Here is a 19,047-nt window from a genome sequence, read left to right on the forward strand (position 1 = left end):
ATTACATGATGCAGTTTCCGCTGAATTTCGCTCCCGACTCGATTTCTAGATCGGGAGTACGAACATCTCCCACTAATTTTCCGGTCTTGCGAACCGAGACCTTGGAGGCAGCGTTGATATTTCCCTTTAGATCACCTTCGACTTCTAGGGTTCCAGCCTCGATATCCGCCTCAACTCTACCGGTCTCGCCTACGATCAAGGAGCCAGAGGTTTCGATCGTGCCCTTGAATTGGCCTTTGATCTTGAGTGCGTTATTGAATCGGAGCTTTCCGCGGAACTGGATGTCTTCGCCGATGATTGTGTCTATGGATTCTTCGCTCATGAGTTTCCATACTCGGACCTCGATCCGGCCTTTCAAATGTTTTTCCGACATAACTCAATTTTTTAACCTGTTTTTCCGAGAGGAGGCAAAAGAAGAAGTTAGGGACCGAGTTTCGCAAACCGGCTCTTGCAGTTCTATGAGGTTGTCTAAGTAAGATTAGAATGCTGCGACTAAGATCGTTTCTATCTCATTCTTAGGCAATTCCCTAGGAAGAGAATCCAAGAAAGGAAACGAAGAAGCCAAGCTCGCTATCCCAGGAAGGTCGATCTTTCGGACCTCGTATTCGGAAAGCCTCTGTGGGATCTTTAACTCGATATAGATCTTACGGATCCCTTCTACTGCCTTGATAGCTGCCTCGATCACGGAAATATTCGTGATGTCCTCGTCCAGGGCTTTTGCGATCATAACGTATTTACCTGCGGAGGAGGTGAGGTTGTATTCCATTACGTGGGGAAGAAGGATCGACATCGCTTGGAAAACATCCAGATTCGTCAGATTGGAAGCGGCCAAGGAAAGTGCATAACAAAGTCCTAATGAACTGGACGAATGGGACATTCCCACGAGAAGACTTGCACCGAAGATCGAGTTCTTGTATTGCAGGTTCTTCGGATCCCGAATGGCAGGCACTAAGTTCTTATAGATGATCTCAATCGCACGTAAGGAAGAAGAGTTCGTAAGTTCGTTGGAATATTTGGAGAGGATGCTATCCACTGCCGCGGCGAGGATCCCTACGCCCACTTTTGCAACGTCTGCAGAGGTCATGAATGCGCTGATCTTAGCATCTGCGATCACCATCTCCGGAAATAGATACTCATGAGAGAAATAACGAACCGTTCTGTCTTCGTCCATATAGACGGTAGAGATCGGAGCGCATTCCAGGCCCATCACAGGATGAGTGGGAATAAGAACGAGCGGAATGGGTTTCTTTAATCTCAGAGCCTTTTTAGAGATAAAGACTTCTTCTGCAAAGGAATCGTTATTTGCGAGAAGAGCGACTAACTTTGCAGTGTTCAGGCTTTCGAAAGAGCCATATCCAATGATACAATTCGCATTGGAGATACGCGCGAAGTAAGCGGCAGTATCCAGATCCTTTAGGGTAGGCTCCTTCTCGATATTATCATAGAGGATCACTCCGTCTATATGCTTCTCTAGAGAAGTCTTGATGATGGAGAATTCATCCATGTTCTCCAGCTCGCTTTGGGTGGAGAGAATGACCGCGCGGGAACCTATGTTCTTAATGAAATTCCCCATTTTGAAGCCGCAATCGACTTCAAAATGGATCTTGGTAGGAAAATTGAAATTAATCCAGTCGGGGAGTATCGGCATTCGAGTCGTCTCCCTTAGATTTTTGAGAGAGGGTAAGGGAAAACCCGGAATTTAAGGGAAAGAATTCCGGGTTTTAACGAAGTATTAGCGTCCTAAGAAAGACTCGGCAACTCTATCCGCTACTGCGTTTAGGATTTCCGGACTTAGATTGTCATAATCTCCGTTCTTGAGTTTTTCCTTTACTTCTTTGAGTTTCGCAGAACGCTCGGAGTCTACCGGGCTAGAAACGATCTTTTGAGCGATCGTTTGCACTTCTGCTTGGATACGTGCCTCGGAAGCTTTTTGCTTAGCAGTATCGGAGATTGAAATATTATCGAATGATTCCTTGGTCTCACTCTTGCGAACAGGAGTCGATTTACGAGGTTCGTACGAGCCTCCGCCAATGCCGCCTATTTTATCTATAGTCATGGGTTTTCCCTCTCACTCCTAAGTATCGGTATCCCCGACACGTCCGTTAAGCATTTTTTTAGGATTTGTATAGATTAATACGACAAATTCTCCCTTTTCAGGGAATTTCAGGGTCTCCAGATCCTGGGAAGGGTCGATTTTCAGGATTTCCTCATGGATCTTGGTGAGCTCTCTTCCGAGTAGCATTGGAGAAGAAGGAAAGACCTCTCTCAGAGCTGCCAGAGTATCCTTGATCCTATGCACCGATTCAAAGAGAGCCATGGCTCCCTCAAAGGACTCCCATTCCCTCAATTGGTTTCTTTTCTTCTGCTTCTTCTCCGAGAGAAAGCCAAGAAAGACGGAAGGCTGCACCTGCCATCCCGAAATAGAGAGCATAGCGGTGAGTGCGCTAGGTCCTGGCACAGGAACGATGGGGAGTTTTTCTTCTCTCAATACCCGAACGAGTTGGGAGCCAGGGTCGGAGACGCCTGGAGTTCCTGCATCGGAAACTAAGGCTAAGGTTTTTCCCGCTCTTAGGTCTTGGATGATCCCAGAGAAGGGCCGATCGGATTGATCCTTGTACAATGTCTTTGCCAGAGTGTTGATCCCGTATGTTTGCAGAAGTCTTCGGCTATGCTGTGCATTCTCACAGTAGATCACATCGCTTTGTTTCAGTACCTGTAAGGCTCTAAGAGTGATATCTTCTAAATTGCCGATGGGAGTTGCGACCACGTAGGCCGTTCCAGGTTGGATCTGAAATCTAGGATCTCCTTCCGGAGTCGTCATAGGTTACAGCCGGGTGGGGTTTGTCCGGAAGGGCAGAGGCAACCTGTGGCCTGATTTCCTTTTGTACAAGGATTACAAGCAGTTCCCACAGGGCAGGAATCCCTAATAGAAACAGAGCAGGAACTCACAGTGCAAGCACTCGGATTACAACTCGTGTCTGTGCCACAATGATCCGGATAGGTAGTACTGCATCGAGTTACCGGAGAGGACATATTCGAAGTGATCCCTGTGTTCAGCAAGGCACGCAGAGTGAATGTATATACTTCGCATTTCTGGAATAGCTGCACCGGAGCATATGGTTGCAGGTTCGCGACAGTATGAGTAGTGATGTTTGCGGTAGAGGCCTGGACTGCCAAAGCAGGGAAGGAAGGTTGTACTCCGTTTTCCAAATACAAATTGGAATTACTTAAGGTCTCTCCCGCAGAAGGGATCGCAAAAGTGATATACAGATTGTAACCTACAAACTGAGGTTCTTCGTTCGTGATATAATAGCCCAGACTGTATTCCGGCTTATGCGGATCTATATTGTCGAAAAGGGGAATAACACTAAAGATCTGAGGAACTGCAACTGGGGTAACGAATACGTACGGGGATTGAGTCACATCCGTGTTGATCCCGCAAAAGGAAAAAAGAGGAACCAAGGACCAGAAAACGGCCGCAAGGATTCGGTTTTTTAGGTTGCTCCTAAGCCAGGCTTGTAAGACTCTAAATTTAGAACCCACAAGGATAGAATTCGTCTTTGGAGTGGTCTTACAACTAAAAAATAAGGGATTCTTACCGTGACTAGCATTCGCAAACTGATCTTCGTCGGCGGCTTTATCGTTTTTCTGGTTATATCATTGACCATATTATTTTGGACGGATGACGAAACTGCAGACCCCAAGTCCAAAAAGGGAGAAGCGGATGCTCTGGCAGGTTTGTTTGGAGGAGGAATGAATTCCTCTTCTTCCGGAGCTTCGAATGGAGGAAGGACCTCCGCGGATAAATCCTTATTCGAGTCTTCTTTCTTCACAGCCGGCAAGGCAGAATACAGGGAGGCGGATACTGCTCAAACAGAGAACAAGCAACCGGAATCCGATGCGAACAACCCGGTCAATCCTCAAACTGGAAAGCCATATACCAATGAGGAGATGGATCGTTTTCAGCAGTTAAAAGAGAAGTTCCCGAACAATTCCCTTCTTCCGAGTCGTATGACTCCAGCGGAGAAGGAACAGAAAAAAGCGTTAGAGCAAAGAGTTTCAGAAGCAACCAGAGCCGTTCTCGGCAGGACAGCATCCAAGGACCAGATCGTAACCTATTACGATTTTATGGAGAAGCAATCCAAGGACCGATTAGAGATCGTGAAATATCTAGTGGATATCCAAAAAGGCTCAGGAGATCCGGACCAGGAAAAGAAGCTCGAGAATATACAGCAAACCATGATCCAGCAATTGGACCAAGTGCAGAAGGACAAGCAAAGAGCCTTCGAGCAAGCTGGGCTGTAGAAGGAACTTTTCTTAGAATCGGATCTCACTCAAGATCGGAAAACGAAAACTGGATTTCGGATCCAATCCGTACTCATCCAAATGAAAAGAAGGCGGAAGCCTTTCTCTTTTCCATTGGCTTGCGGAGAATAATTTCAGGAACTTACTCTTTCCGTCCTTGGCCTGGCTCTCATCCTTCCATTCGCCGGACTCCAATAGATTTTCCGGATCCTTTCCTAAGAACACAAAATTGCGTTCCAATTTTTGTAGGAGAGGATAGGGCATTAGGTCCTTCTCATCTTCTTGCTTTTCGGAAAGCGGTTTTAGTTCGGCACTCGGTTTGGAATTTAGGATCCCTCCCAAGGCCCGGATCGAAGGAAGGATCGGGTCCTTCCCCTCATGCACATTATGAAGCCAGGTAAGAAGGAACTCCTTACTCACTCCTGTTAGTGGAGCCACGGAACCGGAGGAGTCCCCATCCATGGTGGTGTATCCTACGCTCGCCTCACTTCTATTCCCTGTAGAGAGAAGAAGATGCCCGTTCAGGTTGGCAAGCAACCAAACTAAAGGAGAACGAACACGAGCCTGGATATTCTGGAGTGCAAGATTATGGTCCTTCCAATTCGGAACGATTCCCTTTACGGAAGAGATCTTCTGTATCATAGAACTTACCTCAGAATCCACACTGATAGCAGCATGAGGAAATCCTAATTCTTCGGAGAGCTCTTTGGCGGAATTCTTTGTTGTTTCCGAATTATTCTCCGTTCCTTGGAACAAAGTAAAGAGTAGGTTCTTTCGATCGATCCCGATGGATCCCAAATATTCCGAACCGAGTTCTTTGTCGGAAAGAAGAATAGCCGCCTTTACAAGAAGAGCACAGGCGGCACTGTCCGCTCCTCCGGAAAGGGAAAGCGTATACCCTTTCGTTTTAGATTTTCGTAAATAGTCGAATAGCCCGAGAGCTGTCGCTCTTGTGAAATCCTCGAATCGATCCTCACTGCGAACAACAGATTTCGTTATCGGTTTCGGAGAAGTTTTCGGGAGAGAAGAGATCGCAATTCTTTGCAGACCCTTTCCTCTGGTTCTGAATTCTCTAGTGCCTGAGGATCTGAAATTCCTGGATCGATTCGATCTGAGCTGGGAAGAATTCAGGTCTAAATGAGTGCATTCAAAATCCGTAAAATGTAATTTGGGACCTTCTTCCAAGATGTTTCCATCCAGAATTCCTAGGCAGGCTCCTTCGAAGATGAGTCGTCCGGACTCGTTCCCGTTTAAGTTGGCGTACAAGATTGCAGTAGATGAATTGCGAGAAGATTCGGAGAACATCTTCTTTCGGATCTGTTGTTTTCCTAAGGCAAAATGGGAGGCGCCCGGAGAAAGGATCAGATCCGCTCCTGCTTCGACCAGGTATTGGCCGGGACGGGTTTGGACCCAAGAATCCTCGCAGATCTCTATTCCGAAATTGAAATCGGGACTTTCGAACAGAAGAGTTCCGAAAGGAATTTCTGTGCCGTCCGGAGTAAGTGCGTAATTTCTGGATTCTTCTCCCTTTGCGAACCATCTGTTTTCGTAATGCACGCCTGTTTGGGCCAAGTTTTGTTTCGGGACGAGTCCCAGGATTTTTCCATTTTGTAAGACGGCAGATACGTTGAATAGATACGGGCTTTGGAAGAAGGGAAGTCCCACGATCACGGTTTTGTTTGCCGTTGCCTTTGCGATCTCTTTCAAGCTTTTCCAGGAATGTTCCCACACCCAGGAGAAGTAAAAGGCGTCTTCGCAACCATAGCCGGAAATGCAAAGTTCTGGAAATAAGATCAAAGAAGAAGAGTCGCAGGCAGAGATCGCGGAAAGAATCCGTTCTCGGTTTCCCTTGAAATCCAGGGCGGTCGTATGGAGGCTAACTGCTGTGCAACGGTAGATGGACATTTCTTCCCCAGTCTGGGACGGGGGAGGAGTGGAGAAAAGAATAAAATTGGTATGACAAGTGATTGGTGGAATGAGGATTCGATGGCCCCCACCCAATCGAGCAACCCGTAGAGAGCAAGATTCCCAAAGGGTGACGGAGCGAAGCAAAGGCAAACGAGTTGGCCGAAGAAATTGGCAAGCTGAATTCAATCGAAGGAGGAATTTAAATTAAAATGGCCCCCACCCTCATCGGGTGGTGGAGGTGGGTGCGTTAGTGGGAGAGGCTCCTCGGCTCTATATCACAAAAACTGAATTCTTGCAACTGGAATTTAATAGTTCCCACACTAGATCAACAGGAGTTCCCACTAACTTGGAACCGATTCCAATTCCTCGTAGATCCTCTCTGCGGCCCCTCTTCCGGTTTCCACGAATTCTCGGTTGGAGAAATGGATGGCTTCTCTTCTTTCCGAGCTGAGATCCAAAACCTCTAAGACTTCCTCCTTGGTTTGAATGACAAAGAGTCCTCCTCGATTTTTGAGTTCCAAGGCTTCGGGAGCATGCTGGATCCTTGGTCCACTCAAGAGCGGTAACCCGAAATACGCAGGTTCGAGCACATTATGCACTCGATTATGGAGAGCTCCTCCTATATAGGCGAAGTCCCCGGCCCGATACGCATGCGCAAGTATCCCGAGCACATCGAATAAGATCACTTTGGATCTCGCTGTCTCGAATTGGCTTTGGGAATATAAGGAATAATCTACTTTATAAGATCTTAATGTAGTTTCCAGCTCTTGGATCCTTTGCGGGTCCGTCTTATGAGGGAAGATCCAGAAGGCGGTATCTTTCAGACTTTCTTCGTTTAATAATGGAAGAAGTAGATCCTCGCAAGGCTTATAAGTGGATGCGAGTAAGAATACTCTGGAGAAGGGATAGTCTTTGGGCCGTTTGAATTCCTTGGCACCGGATTCTATCTTTTGGATCACCGAATCGAATCTGGAATCTCCTAAGGTTTTTATATAAGCTGCATTTCCTAAGAGTTCTTTGAATTTTTCCTCTCCGGATCTATGAGAGGGAAGGATCTTATCAAAGAGAGAGAAAACCGTTTTGTAGAATTCTCTTTTGAATCTTCCCTTAGGGACAGTGATCACTGCGGAGGCGAGAACGGTTTGCACTTTTCTCTTTCTTGCAGCAAGTAGAAGGTTCGGCCAACGATCCCAAGCCATGAGAACCAGGCTTTTCGGTTGGAATTTCTGAAAGATAGATCGATAGCTCCACGGAAAGTCCAAAGGAAGTCGGAACTTGAGATCTGCGGGAAATGCTTCCAGACTAGAATCTCGTACCGAATCGGAGAAAACAGTTTGGATCAGGAACGTTTCCGGTTCCTTCTTCCTATAAACTTGTGCGAGCGCTTTGCACTGATCCAACTCTCCGACGGAAGCGGCGTGTAACCAAACTACCTTCTTGGATCCCGCTATGAACTGGAAGTTTCGGATCCTCTTTTTGTCTTCTTCTCTTGTTCGGACGAAATTTCGAAGAGAAGGCACTAGAATAGATAAAAGTACGACCCAAGGCCAAAGAAGGATCGTCAAAATCCGATAGATAATAAGCATAGTGGTATGAGATCTCCGCTCTTCGTCTTCGATTTAATGGACACCTTGATCAAGGATCCCTTTCATTTGGCTCTAGGAACTCTTCTTCCTAGAGATCAGTGGGAAGAATTTAGGAAAGGCCGAGAAACGCAAGCCTTCTTGGATTTCGAAATGGGAAGAATTGAAGAAGAGGAATTTTTTGATCGTTTTTATCTGGATTCCCATAAGGACAAGGGACTTCCTCATCCCAAGGACCTAAAAAACAAGATGTTCTCCAAAATCGATTTGATCCCGGAAACTGTGGAGATCGTAAAGAGTTTAAGAGAGAAGGGATTTCAGGTCCTTCTTGCGAGCAATTACTCCATTTGGTACAAGGAGATCTTGAAATTCCAAGAGATAGGAGAGTTACTTCATTCTCTAACCGGAATGTATTTCTCCTGTGAAATGGGAGTTCGCAAACCTGCTCAGGAATATTACCAATGGATCGAAACGGATCATCCGGGAAGAGAGTATGTGTTCGTGGACGATAACGCGACCAACGTGGAAGTCGCGGGTTATATGAATTGGAACTCTTTTAAGTTCAATCCTAAGAAGCCGAACGAACTTAAGGAATTCCTTAAAGAGCAGTACCCCAATTGTCTTTGACCTCCGCTCCCGGATAGGCCTCTTCTCTGCTATCGATAAGTATGCCGAACCTGTCTAGATAAAAGAAGAATTCTCCCTTCGCTTGGAAAGGGCTTGGCTTGATCCGAATAGAGCTCACTTCCAAAGGAAAGCGAAGAGACTGATTGAGCCTGATATTTCTTACAGGAATGTCTAACTTCACCTCCATTCTCTTCCATCCATCGAACTTGAGATCTCCTAATTCCAGTACGATCTCTTTCGACTTCTTCTGATTGAATACGATCTCTAAGACCACATTATGATTCGAAGAATATGCCCAGAAAAATACTCGCACAGGAATTCCAATCGGTAAACGGATCGCTTCCTTGGGACGGATCTCCAGATGTTCATGCTTTGGATTTTCGAAGAAGGTCTGGACCATCATGGATCTGTATTCTTCTTCGGGAGAGGTCTTGTACAGTTTCTTCTCCTGGACGAATGCGGGTGAGTTCGGGACCTGAGATACGTATTCGATCCTATTTAAGAAGGAGACTCCTCTATATACTTCCCAAGGTCTTTCTCCTTCGAAGGAATCCACTAGAAAAAGATTGTAATGCTTCCAGTCTCCGAGTACTTTTTCCAGTTGCAACACTCTACTGGATTCGTCTCTATCCCTAGTGACAGGAGGAGCCCATAGGATGCCAGGTAGGAACTCCAACACCAGGCAAAAGATAGAGACAAAAAGTGCACGAGTCACCCTAGATGTTTCGGTAGATTTCCGCGATTCCGTAAGAGAGGCCTCGTTTTTTGGCCAATTTTGGGTCCGGTGAAGCCGATACTAAACAAAGGTGACGGGTATTGTATGAACCGGGATATTCTGAAAATTCTATTAAGCGGCCTTTTGATCCTTTTACTCGGATCCTTGGCGGTTTATATCGTTTTGCAGAAGGACAAGATCGCTTCCTGGTACAAGGAAAAACAGGATACTGTTGCCACCGAGGATAAGGGCCAGAACGAAAGGATTATCATTCCTATGGATGAGATGCCTAACGGAAAGGATCTAAACCAAACCCCAAATTTCGATTCGGAGACTCCTAAGCCTAAGGAAAACTTAGCGGAGCCTTCCACTCAAGCCCAACCTAAACCTGAATATGAGATGCCCGGTTTAGGTCCGGAAAAGAAGGACAGCCTTCATTCTTCCAAGTCGACGGAGAGATCCAACCAAATGCTTGCGGAGAGTAAGGAAACTCCTCCCAAGGAATCCTTCGACTCTCCAAGAACCAAGGTGAGAGAAGATAAGATAGAATATGACGATGTTCCCAGACCCAAAAAAGAGAAACATCTTCGTAAGAAAAGACATTATACTAGATCCAGACATCATTCGAATCTAGGAGCGAAACTCTCTTCTTTGGAAAAGAGAGTGGGCCGTTTGGAGAAAAAACTGGGAGTGAAGTCTTCTTCTTCCAGGCGCAAGGCAAAGAACCTTTCCTTGAAAAAGAGAGTTGAGATCCTGGAAAATGAAGTTTCGACCTTAAAGAAGAAGTCGAAAGAAGATTAGTTCGTCTAAGACCGTGGGAGTCCCGGAAAATTATAAATCCATAATACAAGAGATTGCCTCCTTTCATTCGGAAAGGCCGCCCATCCTGATTGCAGTCTCTAAGTTCCAACCCCAATCCAAAGTAAGAGAAGGGCTTGCCGGAGGAGTTTTGCATTTCGGAGAGAACCGAGTCCAAGAAGGTTCTGAAAAGTTCAAGGACCTAGGAGCTGCGGGAAAGGATTTCATACTCCATCATATTGGTCCCGTGCAATCCTCTCATATCCGAAAGTATCCGGGGATGTTTTCATTTGCTCACGGTTTGGGTTCTAAGAAGGTCCTAGACGAACTTCTTTCCCGAATCGAAAGAGAGAAGTGGACCTTGCGATATTTCTTGCAAGTCAATCTAACGGGAGAAGATAGTAAGTCCGGATTCTCCAGAGAAGAAGTAATCTCACTTTTGAAAAACAAGGAAGACTATTCCGGAGAATACTGTAAGCTAGAAGGTCTGATGACCATGGGGCCAAGTTCCGGGGATCCGGAGATTACCCGAAGAGTTTTCCGTGAACTGGCAGATATCAGGAAGGAGTTCCTACCGGAAGGAAAATTATCCATGGGAATGTCGGGAGATTATAGAATCGCGATAGAAGAAGGAAGCGATTACCTGAGAATTGGAACTGCAATATTCGGAGATAGATCATGAAGAACATTAAGATCGGAATTATAGGATGCGGAAATATGGGAGGAGCGATCTATCGTTCTCTCAAGAACAGGAATTTCTCCGTGTTAGGTTATGATCCCTTCCTGGATCCAAAAAGAGCCGAAGGGATAGATCTTGAATCCGATTGGAAATCCTTTCAGAATCAGACGGAACTCCTGATCCTCGCGGTGAAGCCGGGAGATGCTGCCAAAACCCTTTCTTCTCTCGAAAAACCGAAGAATATACTTTCTGTGGTAGCGGGAATAGACACTCATACTTTAAGGAATTCTTCGCCAGCCGGTTCTAAGGTGGTCCGTATCATGCCGAACCTTCCTATTATGATAGAGAAAGGGGCTTTGGGATATTACGGAGACAAGGAATTGTATGAGGACCTGCGAGAGATCTTCTCGACTATCTCCTATTGTGTGGAACTCGCCAAAGAAGATCTATTAGATGCGGTCACCGGTCTCTCCGGATCCGGACCTGCCTACGTACTTAGGTTTATCCAAAGTTTGGCAGAAGGAGGAGTGGCCTCCGGTCTTACCTATTCCCAAGCCTTACGATTGTCTATCCAAACAGTTTTAGGAAGTGCGGAACTTTTAGCCAAAGAGTTGGATCAAAATTCCGAGGCGCATCCGGAAGTTTTGAAAAACAAAGTTACTTCTCCCGGAGGAACTACAATCGCCGGGTTGGAAGAGTTGGAAAAAAACAATTTCCCTTTTGCCGTTATCTCCGCAGTTAAACGAGCTGCAGAAAGGTCAAAAGAGTTAGGAACTAAGTAAAAAGGATTATAGAGGACGGAAGTTTATTTCTTTTTTGAAATAGAAAGAGTAGAAAAAGTAGATTTATAACGTCTCTTTGTCTACTTTTGAGAAAGTAAGAGGAAATTAAACGCTCTAGCGCGGACAGGATTCGAACCTGTGACCTTTGGGTTATGAGCCCAACGAGCTACCGGCTGCTCCACCGCGCGGCGTCTAAAACCATGTTTCCTCAACCTGGGCCTAAAGTCAATTGAAAAAGTAAAAAGAGTTTGATTTCCTTGAGGAAAGCTTTTTGATGCTACTACCTCGTGCGGATCGACTTCAAATATTAGATCGAAAGTCCGTTAACGAATGAAACGGATTTTAGCGAAATAGAATAATCTTTTCAATTTAGCACTGGGAGATTCCAACTTGATCGGAAAAGACAATGATCCATTAATGATCGAGTACTACGAGAAGAAGATCTACGATCAAAAACAACTTCTTGAGATCAGTAAGGCTCTTAATTCCACACTTGATTATAAGTATCTAATAGATGCTATCTTAAATATTTGCCTCGCCCAATTGCAAACATTGAGCGCAGCCATCTTTCTAGCTCCGGAGGCGGACTCGAATTATTTCGAGTTGGAGCCGAGCTTTAAAGGATTCGATCTAGCCGAGGATGATGCTGGCTTCAAGATCAAGACGGATGCTCCTCTGATCACATTCTTGGAAACCAAATTGAAGGCGATGACTCCCGATCAGGTGGAGGAGGCCATGGGCTTAAGTCCTGAGCTGGAGTTCCTGCGCAGGATCGGTGGAGACCTGATCATTCCTCTGAACGCAAAAGGAAAAGTGAACGGACTTCTTCTTTTGGGAGAAAAGATCACCATGGGAGAATGGATGGAAGAAGACAGAGACTTCCTTACCACTCTTTCTACTCTGGCTGGGATCGCGGTAGAGAATTCTAGACTGTACGAGCTTGCCACAGTGGACATGATGACCGGTTTGAAGGTGCATCATTATTTCCAAACCAAGTTGAAGGAAGAAATGGAACGTTGTCGCAAGAAGAGAGCGAATCTTGCTCTTCTATTTACCGACGTGGATAATTTCAAGAAATTCAACGATACTCACGGTCACCAAGCGGGCGACCAGGTGCTTATCGAGGTCGCAAGAAGACTCATCCAAAGTGCAGGCAAACATGATATCGCCGCTCGTTACGGTGGGGAAGAATTCTGTTTAGTCATGCCTGGAGCCGATCTAAAACGCGGCTTTGAAATGGGGGAAAGAATACGCAAGGCGGTAGAGGCCAGCTCGATTCCCAATCCGAATGGGGGACCGGACTTCCAGGTGACTCTTTCTATAGGAGTTTCCGAGTTTTGGACGACAGACCGGAATAATAAGGATCTGATCGAAAGAGCGGATAAGGCCCTGTATGAGGCTAAACACTCTGGCAAGAACCGCACGATCCCCTTCCGAGTGCCCGTAGAGAATTAAGTTTTTTCCCGTTTTTAGAGGCTTCTTTGCCTCATTGAAATCGGATATTCTGCCGAAACCTCTAGCATGGAAAGACATCTAGAGCTGGACCATTACTATATCAACCAGATCGAAGAGGCAGAACTCGGAAAGAGGATCCGGAACAGGGCTCTCGGCCGGGAAGAATTCGATTTCTCTCCTTATTCTTGTTTCATAGAATACAAGGCAAAGGACACGATGACAGGGATCGAATACAGAGACTGCGTGATCGATTATACTCGTTGTCCGAATTCCCGCTGCATTAAAAAACTTATCTGATCTAAGCGGATTTTCCTTGCTATACGGGAAAATCCGGCTCTTCTCATATTTCTTCCTTAAAAAAAGATAATATGCTCCCTCGTGCTTTTCTTATCTTCCTGTTTGCCCTTCATCTGGGCTGCTCTTCCTTCGATTTCAGAAATCTTTTCTCCGGTTATATTCATTACGAGAAGGAAGGGGGAGGAGCCTGGATCCGATTGCCTTTGAAGGAAGTGGATCATCTTCCCGTTCTCATTCTTTCCATGGAGAAGGGAAGGGAACCTCTTCGATTCCTGATCGATACGGGAGCCTTCGTTTCCTTTTTAGAGGATGAATATGTTCCGGAAAATTCCCCTCGCAAATTCCTAAGTGCCAGTTTTCCGGGAGGAGCGGTGCAGTCGGTCCGCAGGGCCATGCATAGCGATCTATTTGCGGGAGGGTTGAAGACTTTCGAGAATGTGGAATTCTTCTCTCATGACTTTCCGAAGGAACTGAGAGTCAATGGGATCTTGGGAATGAATGCGTTCATGGGGCTAGTCATTCAGTTGGAACTTCCGGATCGGGTATCTATTTGGAAGTCCCCTTCTTCCAAAGTCGTCCCGGGTTTTTTAGAAGAAAATTTATTTCCAATGCTTCTGAGATCCGGGCAACCGACTGCGGTCCTCTTGCGTCCTCCCGGCATCCGTAAGGAATCTTGGATCTTGGACACGGGAGCGGAGTATAGTGTCTTAGATTGGGATATTGTCCAAGGCGATAATCCTACCGAATACTCGGAAGGAAAGGATGCCAGTGTGTATAATTTCGGGGGCGGGAAGTTGAATGCCAAGATCCGCATCCTGAAACCGTTCTGTCCCGTTTTTGTGAAGAATTCGTATGAGGGTTTGGGCTTTTGTTTGCCTGAACTGGAGGTTTTTCCCGGAGGCATTCCCCCGGACGCACTTCATTGGGACTATAGAAAGGGGATCGTAGGGATTCTGGGCCGGAATTGGATGGAAAACTATCGAATTCTTTTGGACACAAAAAGGAGTCTTATTGGTATAGTAGGAAAGGAAACAGATGAGTAAGGGAAAGATCATCGTAGCAATGAGTGGGGGTGTGGACAGTGCGGTTACCGCGGGCCTTCTTATGGAAGAAGGATACGAGGTGATCGGGGTCAACCTGCGCACTTGGGAATACGAGGTCCCCGCCTGCGATACCACTAAAAAATCCTGTTGTTCTCCCGAGGATATCCGTGATGCAAGAGATGTAGGTCTCTCTCTCAATATTCCCTTCTATGTCATCAAAATGGAGAAGCTCTTCCAAGAGAAGGTGATCGATCGTTTCGTGAGCGATTATAAGGAAGGAAAGACTCCCAATCCATGTGTGGAATGCAATACTTTCGTGAAGTTCGGAGCCTTATTTGACAAGGCCTCTGCATTAGGGATCGATAAAATAGCTACCGGCCATTATGCAAGGATCGTAGAGGTAGACGGTAGATATGCGGTCGCTAACGCGGAAGATATGAACAAGAACCAGGCTTATTATCTCTACGGTCTTTCTCAAGAAAATCTAAAGAATACTGTATTTCCTTTAGGCGGAATGACCAAGCCTGAAGTGCGCGAGATCGCGAGAAGAATGGGACTTCCTGTCGCGGAGAAGGCGGAATCTCAAGAGATCTGCTTTATTCCTGAGAACGATTACAGGAAATTCTTAGCGAAGAAGAATATAGACTTCACTCCCGGAGCCTTTACATTACAGAACGGGCAAGTGATCGGTCATCATACCGGAAAGGAAAACTTCACCATAGGCCAAAGAAAGGGTCTAGGCGTTTCCTGGAAGTCTCCGTTATACGTCATTTCTATCCAAGACGACGGAACAGTTGTCCTGGGAGAAGAAAAGCAAACCTTCGTAGAATCTTTTATAGTCGAAGACCTGAATTTACAGGCTTGGGCTCCGGCGTTAGGAAAAGAAGAAACGGAATGCAGGGTGCAGGTCCGTTATAGATCTAAGCCTATTCGCGCCAAGGTCGTCCGAGAAGGAGATCTCGTCCGTGTCTTTCCGATAGAAGAAGTGAAGGGAGTTGCTCCAGGCCAATCTGCAGTATTTTATCCCGTAAACGAGACGTATCTGCTCGCAGGTGGCATCATCCGTAAAGGAAGCGTGGTTACCTACGAAAGATCGGATCTAACCGTATTAGAAGATTCTAATGTGGGAGCCTCCGTTTCCCCGTGAGTAAAAAGATCGCCGGCAAGACGATTCTAATCATAGGCGGGGGGCTATTGCAGGTCCCGATCATCCAAACCGCAAAGACCATGCAGCTTCGGACCGTAGTGGCAGACATGAATCCGGAGGCTCCGGGATTAAAGATCTGTGATCTTCCTATGATCATGTCCACCAAGGATATCGAAGGAATGGTGAGGGAGTCCAAAAGACTTTCCGCCACTACTAAGATTGACGGAGTGATTACCGCAGGAACGGACGCAAGTATGACTGTGGCAGCAGTGGCGAACGCTCTCGATCTACCTGGGATCCGTTTCGTTGATGCGGAAGCGGCTTCCAATAAGGTAAAGATGAGAGAGAGGCTAAAGAAAGCGGGAGTTCCTATTCCCGGCTTTGCGCCTGTATGGAGCATCCAAGATACTCGCGATGCGCTGGAGTTCCTACAATTCCCTTTGGTCATGAAGCCTGCGGACAATATGGGTGCCAGAGGAGTGGTCAAGGTCAACAATCGCGAAGAATTGCAGGCTGCCTTCAAGCATGCAAAGAAATATTCTCCTACAGGCGAAATGATCCTAGAAGAATATATGCCTGGTCCGGAAGTCTCCGTAGATGCTCTTGCCTGGGATGGGAATTTTAGGATCACAGGTCTTGCGGACCGGATCATTGAAAGAGAACCTTATTTTATAGAGATGGGCCATAATATGCCTTCGGCACTTCCTCTTTCCGTGCAGAAAGAGATCGAAGATGTGATGTTTAGAGGAATGCAGGCTCTTGGAATTCGCAGAGGCGCCGGAAAAGGAGATATCAAGGTAACTCCTACAGGAGTGAAGGTGGGCGAGATCGCAGCTCGTTTATCTGGCGGTTTCATGTCCGCATTTACCTTTCCTCTTTCCAGCGGGATCAATTTGAATCGAGCGGCCATTCTGATCGCACTCGGAGAAGAACCCGATAATCTAGATCCTCTATTCAATCGAGTCTCTATCGAGAGAGCTTTGCTCGCGCCCAAAGGAAAACTTCTCTCTATCGAAGGATTAGAGGAAGCGAAGAAGATAGAAGGCGTAACGGATATCTATCTTCTCCATAAGATCGGGGACGTAATCCCAGAACCCACGAATAATATAGAGAAGACGGGGCATGTAATTATTTCAGCGGATACACTCTCTCAGGCGGAGAGTATCTTCTCCCAAGTATTAGAAACTGTTAAATTCACTTCCGACGAATTGTATTCCATTTCCGAAAAGGAAATTGCAGCTAACGCTAGGATCCGGTTCGGAAAAGAGATCTGCTGGGTTTGCAAAGTCTGCGACGGAACAGATTGCGCTTCCGGAGTTCCAGGAATGGGGGGAGTGGGAAGAATGCTCACCTTCCAAGACAATTCGAAGGCGTTGGCAGAGTATTCCATTCTACCTAGATATATCCGGGACAATGTGCAAGCGGATACTAGTACGAATTTCCTAGGCAGAAGTCTTTCTACTTCCTTTATGTGCGCTCCGATGACCGGAGCCATCACGAATATGAGCGGAGCCATGGACGAATACACTTTGGCTGCTGTACTACTCGAAGGTTGCCTTGCTTCCGGCAGCTTGGCCTGGTTAGGCGATGGGGCTAGTCCCGAAAAATATCTGATCATCCTAGAAGCTCTCAAAAAAGTTGGCGGGGCCGGGGTACTTATCTGCAAGCCCAGAGAGGACGAGGGACTCATCCGAGAAAGGTTCCAAGAGGCGGAGGCACAAGGAGTTCTTGCTCTTGGAATGGATATCGACGCAGTCAACTTCAAGACCCTTGTACAAAAAAAGATCCCTTCTATCACACGGGGAGTGGATGCTCTTTCTAAAATTCGATCTTATACCAAACTTCCTTTCATCATCAAGGGGATCATGAGCCCGGAAGATGCGGTACTTGCAAAAGAAGCCGGAGCCGATATGGTCGTAGTCTCCAACCATGGAGGAAGGGTTTTAGACGATATGCCCGGAACCGCGAGAGTTCTTCCTAAGATCAGAGAGGCGCTTGGAAAAGAATTCCCGATCTGCGTGGACGGAGGAGTGAGAAGCGGCGCGGACGTATTCAAAATGCACGCATTGGGAGCGGACACAGTCTTAGTAGGAAGGCCTATGGCCATCTCTGCCGTAGGGGGAGGAGTCGCCGGGGTCAGATACTTGGTGAGCCAATATACCGAAGGACTTTCTCAGGCAATGAATACGGTAGGTGTCTCTAAGATCTCCGAAATTAGGAAAGAATTTATTTTCAAGAAGAAGGAAGAAGAGATTTCCTAACACCCGTTATCTACTCGCGGAAAATTCGAGGCAAATTGGTGAAATCCATATCCTTGCGTCCCCCGAACGCATTAGTAGAATATAATGCGAATTGCTAAAATCCCAAATTATTCCCGCAGAAATCCAAATTGATTCGTAATTTCCTTTCCCTAAACAAGGGATCGGCTAAACTCGGACACCTGCCAAAAGGAAGGATGACGCCTTTGGGGGGAAGACTTGGATAAGACCGTTCAAGAAGCAGACGCTCTAACAAAAATTCTTCAGACCCTATTCGCGAGACTCCCAGTTTCCGTAGAGATCAAGGGCAGATCCTATCCTGCCAAGGTAGTTGGGATCAAAGACGGCCTTTATATTTTAGCGGCTATTCCCGGAAAATCCTCCGGAGAAAAGACCCGCATCCTATTTCTCACTCATAATAATCATTTCTTTCACGGAGTATTTACCGTAACCCAAAGAAATCCGAATAACGGGCTGGAGCTACTGAGAGTCCAGGCAGTAAAAGTCACGGAAGCCAAACGGACACAAGGACGGGTGGATCTCGAAGGTGGTTCCGGAGATCCTATCCTTCTTTCCAATATCATCAATCAATTGCATTTGAGACGTTCATTAGGTTTTGTTGATAAAGGTGTCGAGGCAATTCTACAAAGACACGCAAAGAAGATGCAGGAGACTTATCCTGACTCTGTGGTATATTTCTCGGATAGAATGGATAACCGTCTTCGGATCATGTACAATTTCGAACAGTCTATCTTTGTTACCAATCGTCTGGAAAAGAATACCGGAGGCGCCGGTTCTAATTTCGTTCCGATCGAGGAATACTTAAAGTTGCTCGCACTGAACAAGATAGAGTCCAGGTTCATTTCGGAGATCTCTGTGCTTATCCGCTATAAGAATTATACTCCGTTAGGATATGTGCAGGTCCTCTCCGAGAAATCTTTAGATACGGAAGATTATAATAAGATCACTCTTTTTGCCGCTGCCATTTCTAGGGATGTGATAGCCGCCGGATTCTTCCAGGAGTCCAAAGAAATGTGCCAAGTCGAAGACATCAGTAGGAGCGGACTTGGATTCTTTCATCCGCAATCTATTTTCTTCTCTAGAAGCTTTGCCGTAGGGGAGATCCTTCTTTTCGATCTGCAACTGAATAAGGAACTCAGAGGAACCTACCGAGCCGTTATCCGAAATATCACGAATACGGATAAGATGTTCCGGGTCGGTTGTCAATTCTTCAACTTAAACACAAGGGAAGAAGAGATACTGAACCAATTTGTGGACGCTCGTCTCGGACCGGGAGAAGGAGCTCAGGCGCCGGAAGCGGATCTTGCCGAAACTCCTGAGTCGCTCGAGCTGCCTAATTCCGAACCGACCGAATCTATCTCGGAAGAGATCCCGGATATGGGAATGGAAGCTGGGGAGGAACTCCCTGGCTGAATCCGGATCACAAGAG

The 19,047-nt window shown here is 46.4% G+C and carries 19 protein-coding genes and 1 tRNA gene; 11 read left to right on the forward strand and 9 right to left on the reverse strand.

The annotated features are described in order from the left end of the window. Position 1: 1 nt before the first annotated feature. From EHO57_RS01130 to EHO57_RS01150, 5 genes are all read right to left on the reverse strand, one after another. The gene (locus EHO57_RS01130) at positions 2-322 is read right to left on the reverse strand and encodes a bactofilin family protein (RefSeq protein ID WP_135647253.1); all 321 of its coding nucleotides are present in this window, start codon (positions 320-322) and stop codon (positions 2-4) included. Between the two features lie 156 nt (positions 323-478). Further along, complete coding sequence (locus tag EHO57_RS01135) at positions 479-1,648, reverse strand: iron-containing alcohol dehydrogenase (protein ID WP_135646951.1); 1,170 nt, start codon at positions 1,646-1,648, stop codon at positions 479-481. Positions 1,649-1,732: 84 nt separating this feature from the next. After that, on the reverse strand, positions 1,733-2,056 hold the full coding sequence (locus tag EHO57_RS01140) for a flagellar biosynthesis anti-sigma factor FlgM (RefSeq protein WP_135646952.1): 324 nt from the start codon (positions 2,054-2,056) through the stop codon (positions 1,733-1,735). Between the two features lie 18 nt (positions 2,057-2,074). Next, a complete protein-coding gene (gene rsmI / locus EHO57_RS01145; RefSeq protein WP_135646953.1) occupies positions 2,075-2,821 on the reverse strand; it encodes a 16S rRNA (cytidine(1402)-2'-O)-methyltransferase in 747 nt (248 codons plus the stop codon). Next, complete coding sequence (locus tag EHO57_RS01150; RefSeq protein WP_135647254.1) at positions 2,818-3,486, reverse strand: LIC11073 family putative lipoprotein; 669 nt, start codon at positions 3,484-3,486, stop codon at positions 2,818-2,820. The genes rsmI and EHO57_RS01150 overlap by 4 nt, the downstream gene beginning before the upstream one ends. A gap of 114 nt (positions 3,487-3,600) precedes the next feature. On the opposite strand from EHO57_RS01150, the gene EHO57_RS01155 reads away from it, so the two are divergent. Next, complete coding sequence (locus EHO57_RS01155) at positions 3,601-4,305, forward strand: LIC_20245 family lipoprotein (RefSeq protein ID WP_135646954.1); 705 nt, start codon at positions 3,601-3,603, stop codon at positions 4,303-4,305. A 12-nt stretch (positions 4,306-4,317) separates the two neighbouring features. Here the strand turns inward: EHO57_RS01155 and nadE are convergent, their stop codons facing one another. Both nadE and EHO57_RS01165 read right to left on the reverse strand, forming a co-directional pair. Then, positions 4,318-6,210 (reverse strand): NAD(+) synthase, encoded by a 1,893-nt coding sequence (gene nadE / locus EHO57_RS01160; protein ID WP_135646955.1) that lies wholly within the window; start codon positions 6,208-6,210, stop codon positions 4,318-4,320. A 344-nt stretch (positions 6,211-6,554) separates the two neighbouring features. Further along, positions 6,555-7,799: a 3-deoxy-D-manno-octulosonic acid transferase gene (locus EHO57_RS01165; protein ID WP_135646956.1), complete on the reverse strand. Its 1,245-nt coding sequence runs from the start codon at positions 7,797-7,799 to the stop codon at positions 6,555-6,557. 6 nt (positions 7,800-7,805) lie between these two features. Here EHO57_RS01165 and EHO57_RS01170 point away from each other — a divergent pair, with 6 nt between their 5' ends. After that, positions 7,806-8,423 carry an HAD family hydrolase gene (locus EHO57_RS01170; protein WP_135646957.1) on the forward strand — a complete coding sequence of 206 codons (618 nt, stop codon included), beginning with the start codon at positions 7,806-7,808 and terminating at the stop codon, positions 8,421-8,423. Here EHO57_RS01170 and EHO57_RS01175 read toward each other — a convergent pair. Next, positions 8,395-9,138, reverse strand: a complete 744-nt coding sequence (locus EHO57_RS01175; protein ID WP_210410063.1) for a flagellar filament outer layer protein FlaA — start codon at positions 9,136-9,138, stop codon at positions 8,395-8,397. The genes EHO57_RS01170 and EHO57_RS01175 overlap by 29 nt on opposite strands. Before the next feature lie 105 nt (positions 9,139-9,243). On the opposite strand from EHO57_RS01175, the gene EHO57_RS01180 reads away from it, so the two are divergent. The 3 genes from EHO57_RS01180 to proC are packed head-to-tail and all read left to right on the forward strand — an operon-like array spanning position 9,244 to position 11,397. Further along, complete coding sequence (locus tag EHO57_RS01180; RefSeq protein WP_135646958.1) at positions 9,244-9,939, forward strand: hypothetical protein; 696 nt, start codon at positions 9,244-9,246, stop codon at positions 9,937-9,939. A gap of 13 nt (positions 9,940-9,952) precedes the next feature. After that, a complete protein-coding gene (locus EHO57_RS01185) occupies positions 9,953-10,618 on the forward strand; it encodes a YggS family pyridoxal phosphate-dependent enzyme (RefSeq protein WP_135646959.1) in 666 nt (221 codons plus the stop codon). Next, a complete protein-coding gene (gene proC / locus EHO57_RS01190; RefSeq protein ID WP_135646960.1) occupies positions 10,615-11,397 on the forward strand; it encodes a pyrroline-5-carboxylate reductase in 783 nt (260 codons plus the stop codon). Before EHO57_RS01185 ends, proC begins: the two co-directional genes overlap by 4 nt. 115 nt (positions 11,398-11,512) lie before the next feature. On the opposite strand, the gene EHO57_RS01195 is transcribed toward proC, so the two are convergent. Further along, positions 11,513-11,585 (reverse strand) — tRNA-Met (locus EHO57_RS01195). Positions 11,586-11,787: 202 nt separating this feature from the next. On the opposite strand from EHO57_RS01195, the gene EHO57_RS01200 reads away from it, so the two are divergent. From EHO57_RS01200 to EHO57_RS01225, 6 genes are all read left to right on the forward strand, one after another. Beyond that, positions 11,788-12,852: a sensor domain-containing diguanylate cyclase gene (locus EHO57_RS01200; protein WP_135646961.1), complete on the forward strand. Its 1,065-nt coding sequence runs from the start codon at positions 11,788-11,790 to the stop codon at positions 12,850-12,852. Positions 12,853-12,918: 66 nt separating this feature from the next. Beyond that, positions 12,919-13,149: a hypothetical protein gene (locus EHO57_RS01205; RefSeq protein WP_135588777.1), complete on the forward strand. Its 231-nt coding sequence runs from the start codon at positions 12,919-12,921 to the stop codon at positions 13,147-13,149. A gap of 71 nt (positions 13,150-13,220) precedes the next feature. After that, a complete protein-coding gene (locus EHO57_RS01210) occupies positions 13,221-14,192 on the forward strand; it encodes a pepsin/retropepsin-like aspartic protease family protein (RefSeq protein WP_135646962.1) in 972 nt (323 codons plus the stop codon). Beyond that, positions 14,185-15,339, forward strand: a complete 1,155-nt coding sequence (gene mnmA / locus EHO57_RS01215; RefSeq protein WP_135646963.1) for a tRNA 2-thiouridine(34) synthase MnmA — start codon at positions 14,185-14,187, stop codon at positions 15,337-15,339. Before EHO57_RS01210 ends, mnmA begins: the two co-directional genes overlap by 8 nt. Further along, entirely contained in the window at positions 15,336-17,600 is a 2,265-nt protein-coding gene (locus EHO57_RS01220; RefSeq protein WP_135646964.1) for an alpha-hydroxy-acid oxidizing protein, read from the forward strand. The genes mnmA and EHO57_RS01220 overlap by 4 nt, the downstream gene beginning before the upstream one ends. 216 nt (positions 17,601-17,816) lie before the next feature. After that, complete coding sequence (locus tag EHO57_RS01225; protein ID WP_135646965.1) at positions 17,817-19,031, forward strand: PilZ domain-containing protein; 1,215 nt, start codon at positions 17,817-17,819, stop codon at positions 19,029-19,031. Positions 19,032-19,047: the final 16 nt, after the last annotated feature.

It is taken from the genome of Leptospira langatensis, from assembly GCF_004770615.1.
Taxonomy (GTDB): domain Bacteria; phylum Spirochaetota; class Leptospiria; order Leptospirales; family Leptospiraceae; genus Leptospira_B; species Leptospira_B langatensis.

Bases quoted from the DNA above. Each gene is read 5' to 3' on its own strand.
- EHO57_RS01130 (WP_135647253.1), bottom strand. From the start codon at position 322: ATGAGCGAAGAATCCATAGACACAATCATCGGCGAAGACATCCAGTTC.
- EHO57_RS01135 (WP_135646951.1), bottom strand. From the start codon at position 1,648: ATGCCGATACTCCCCGACTGGATTAATTTCAATTTTCCTACCAAGATC.
- EHO57_RS01140 (WP_135646952.1), bottom strand. From the start codon at position 2,056: ATGACTATAGATAAAATAGGCGGCATTGGCGGAGGCTCGTACGAACCT.
- rsmI (WP_135646953.1), bottom strand. From the start codon at position 2,821: ATGACGACTCCGGAAGGAGATCCTAGATTTCAGATCCAACCTGGAACG.
- nadE (WP_135646955.1), bottom strand. From the start codon at position 6,210: ATGTCCATCTACCGTTGCACAGCAGTTAGCCTCCATACGACCGCCCTG.
- EHO57_RS01165 (WP_135646956.1), bottom strand. From the start codon at position 7,799: ATGCTTATTATCTATCGGATTTTGACGATCCTTCTTTGGCCTTGGGTC.
- EHO57_RS01170 (WP_135646957.1), top strand. From the start codon at position 7,806: ATGAGATCTCCGCTCTTCGTCTTCGATTTAATGGACACCTTGATCAAG.
- EHO57_RS01180 (WP_135646958.1), top strand. From the start codon at position 9,244: ATGAACCGGGATATTCTGAAAATTCTATTAAGCGGCCTTTTGATCCTT.
- proC (WP_135646960.1), top strand. From the start codon at position 10,615: ATGAAGAACATTAAGATCGGAATTATAGGATGCGGAAATATGGGAGGA.
- EHO57_RS01205 (WP_135588777.1), top strand. From the start codon at position 12,919: ATGGAAAGACATCTAGAGCTGGACCATTACTATATCAACCAGATCGAA.
- EHO57_RS01210 (WP_135646962.1), top strand. From the start codon at position 13,221: ATGCTCCCTCGTGCTTTTCTTATCTTCCTGTTTGCCCTTCATCTGGGC.
- mnmA (WP_135646963.1), top strand. From the start codon at position 14,185: ATGAGTAAGGGAAAGATCATCGTAGCAATGAGTGGGGGTGTGGACAGT.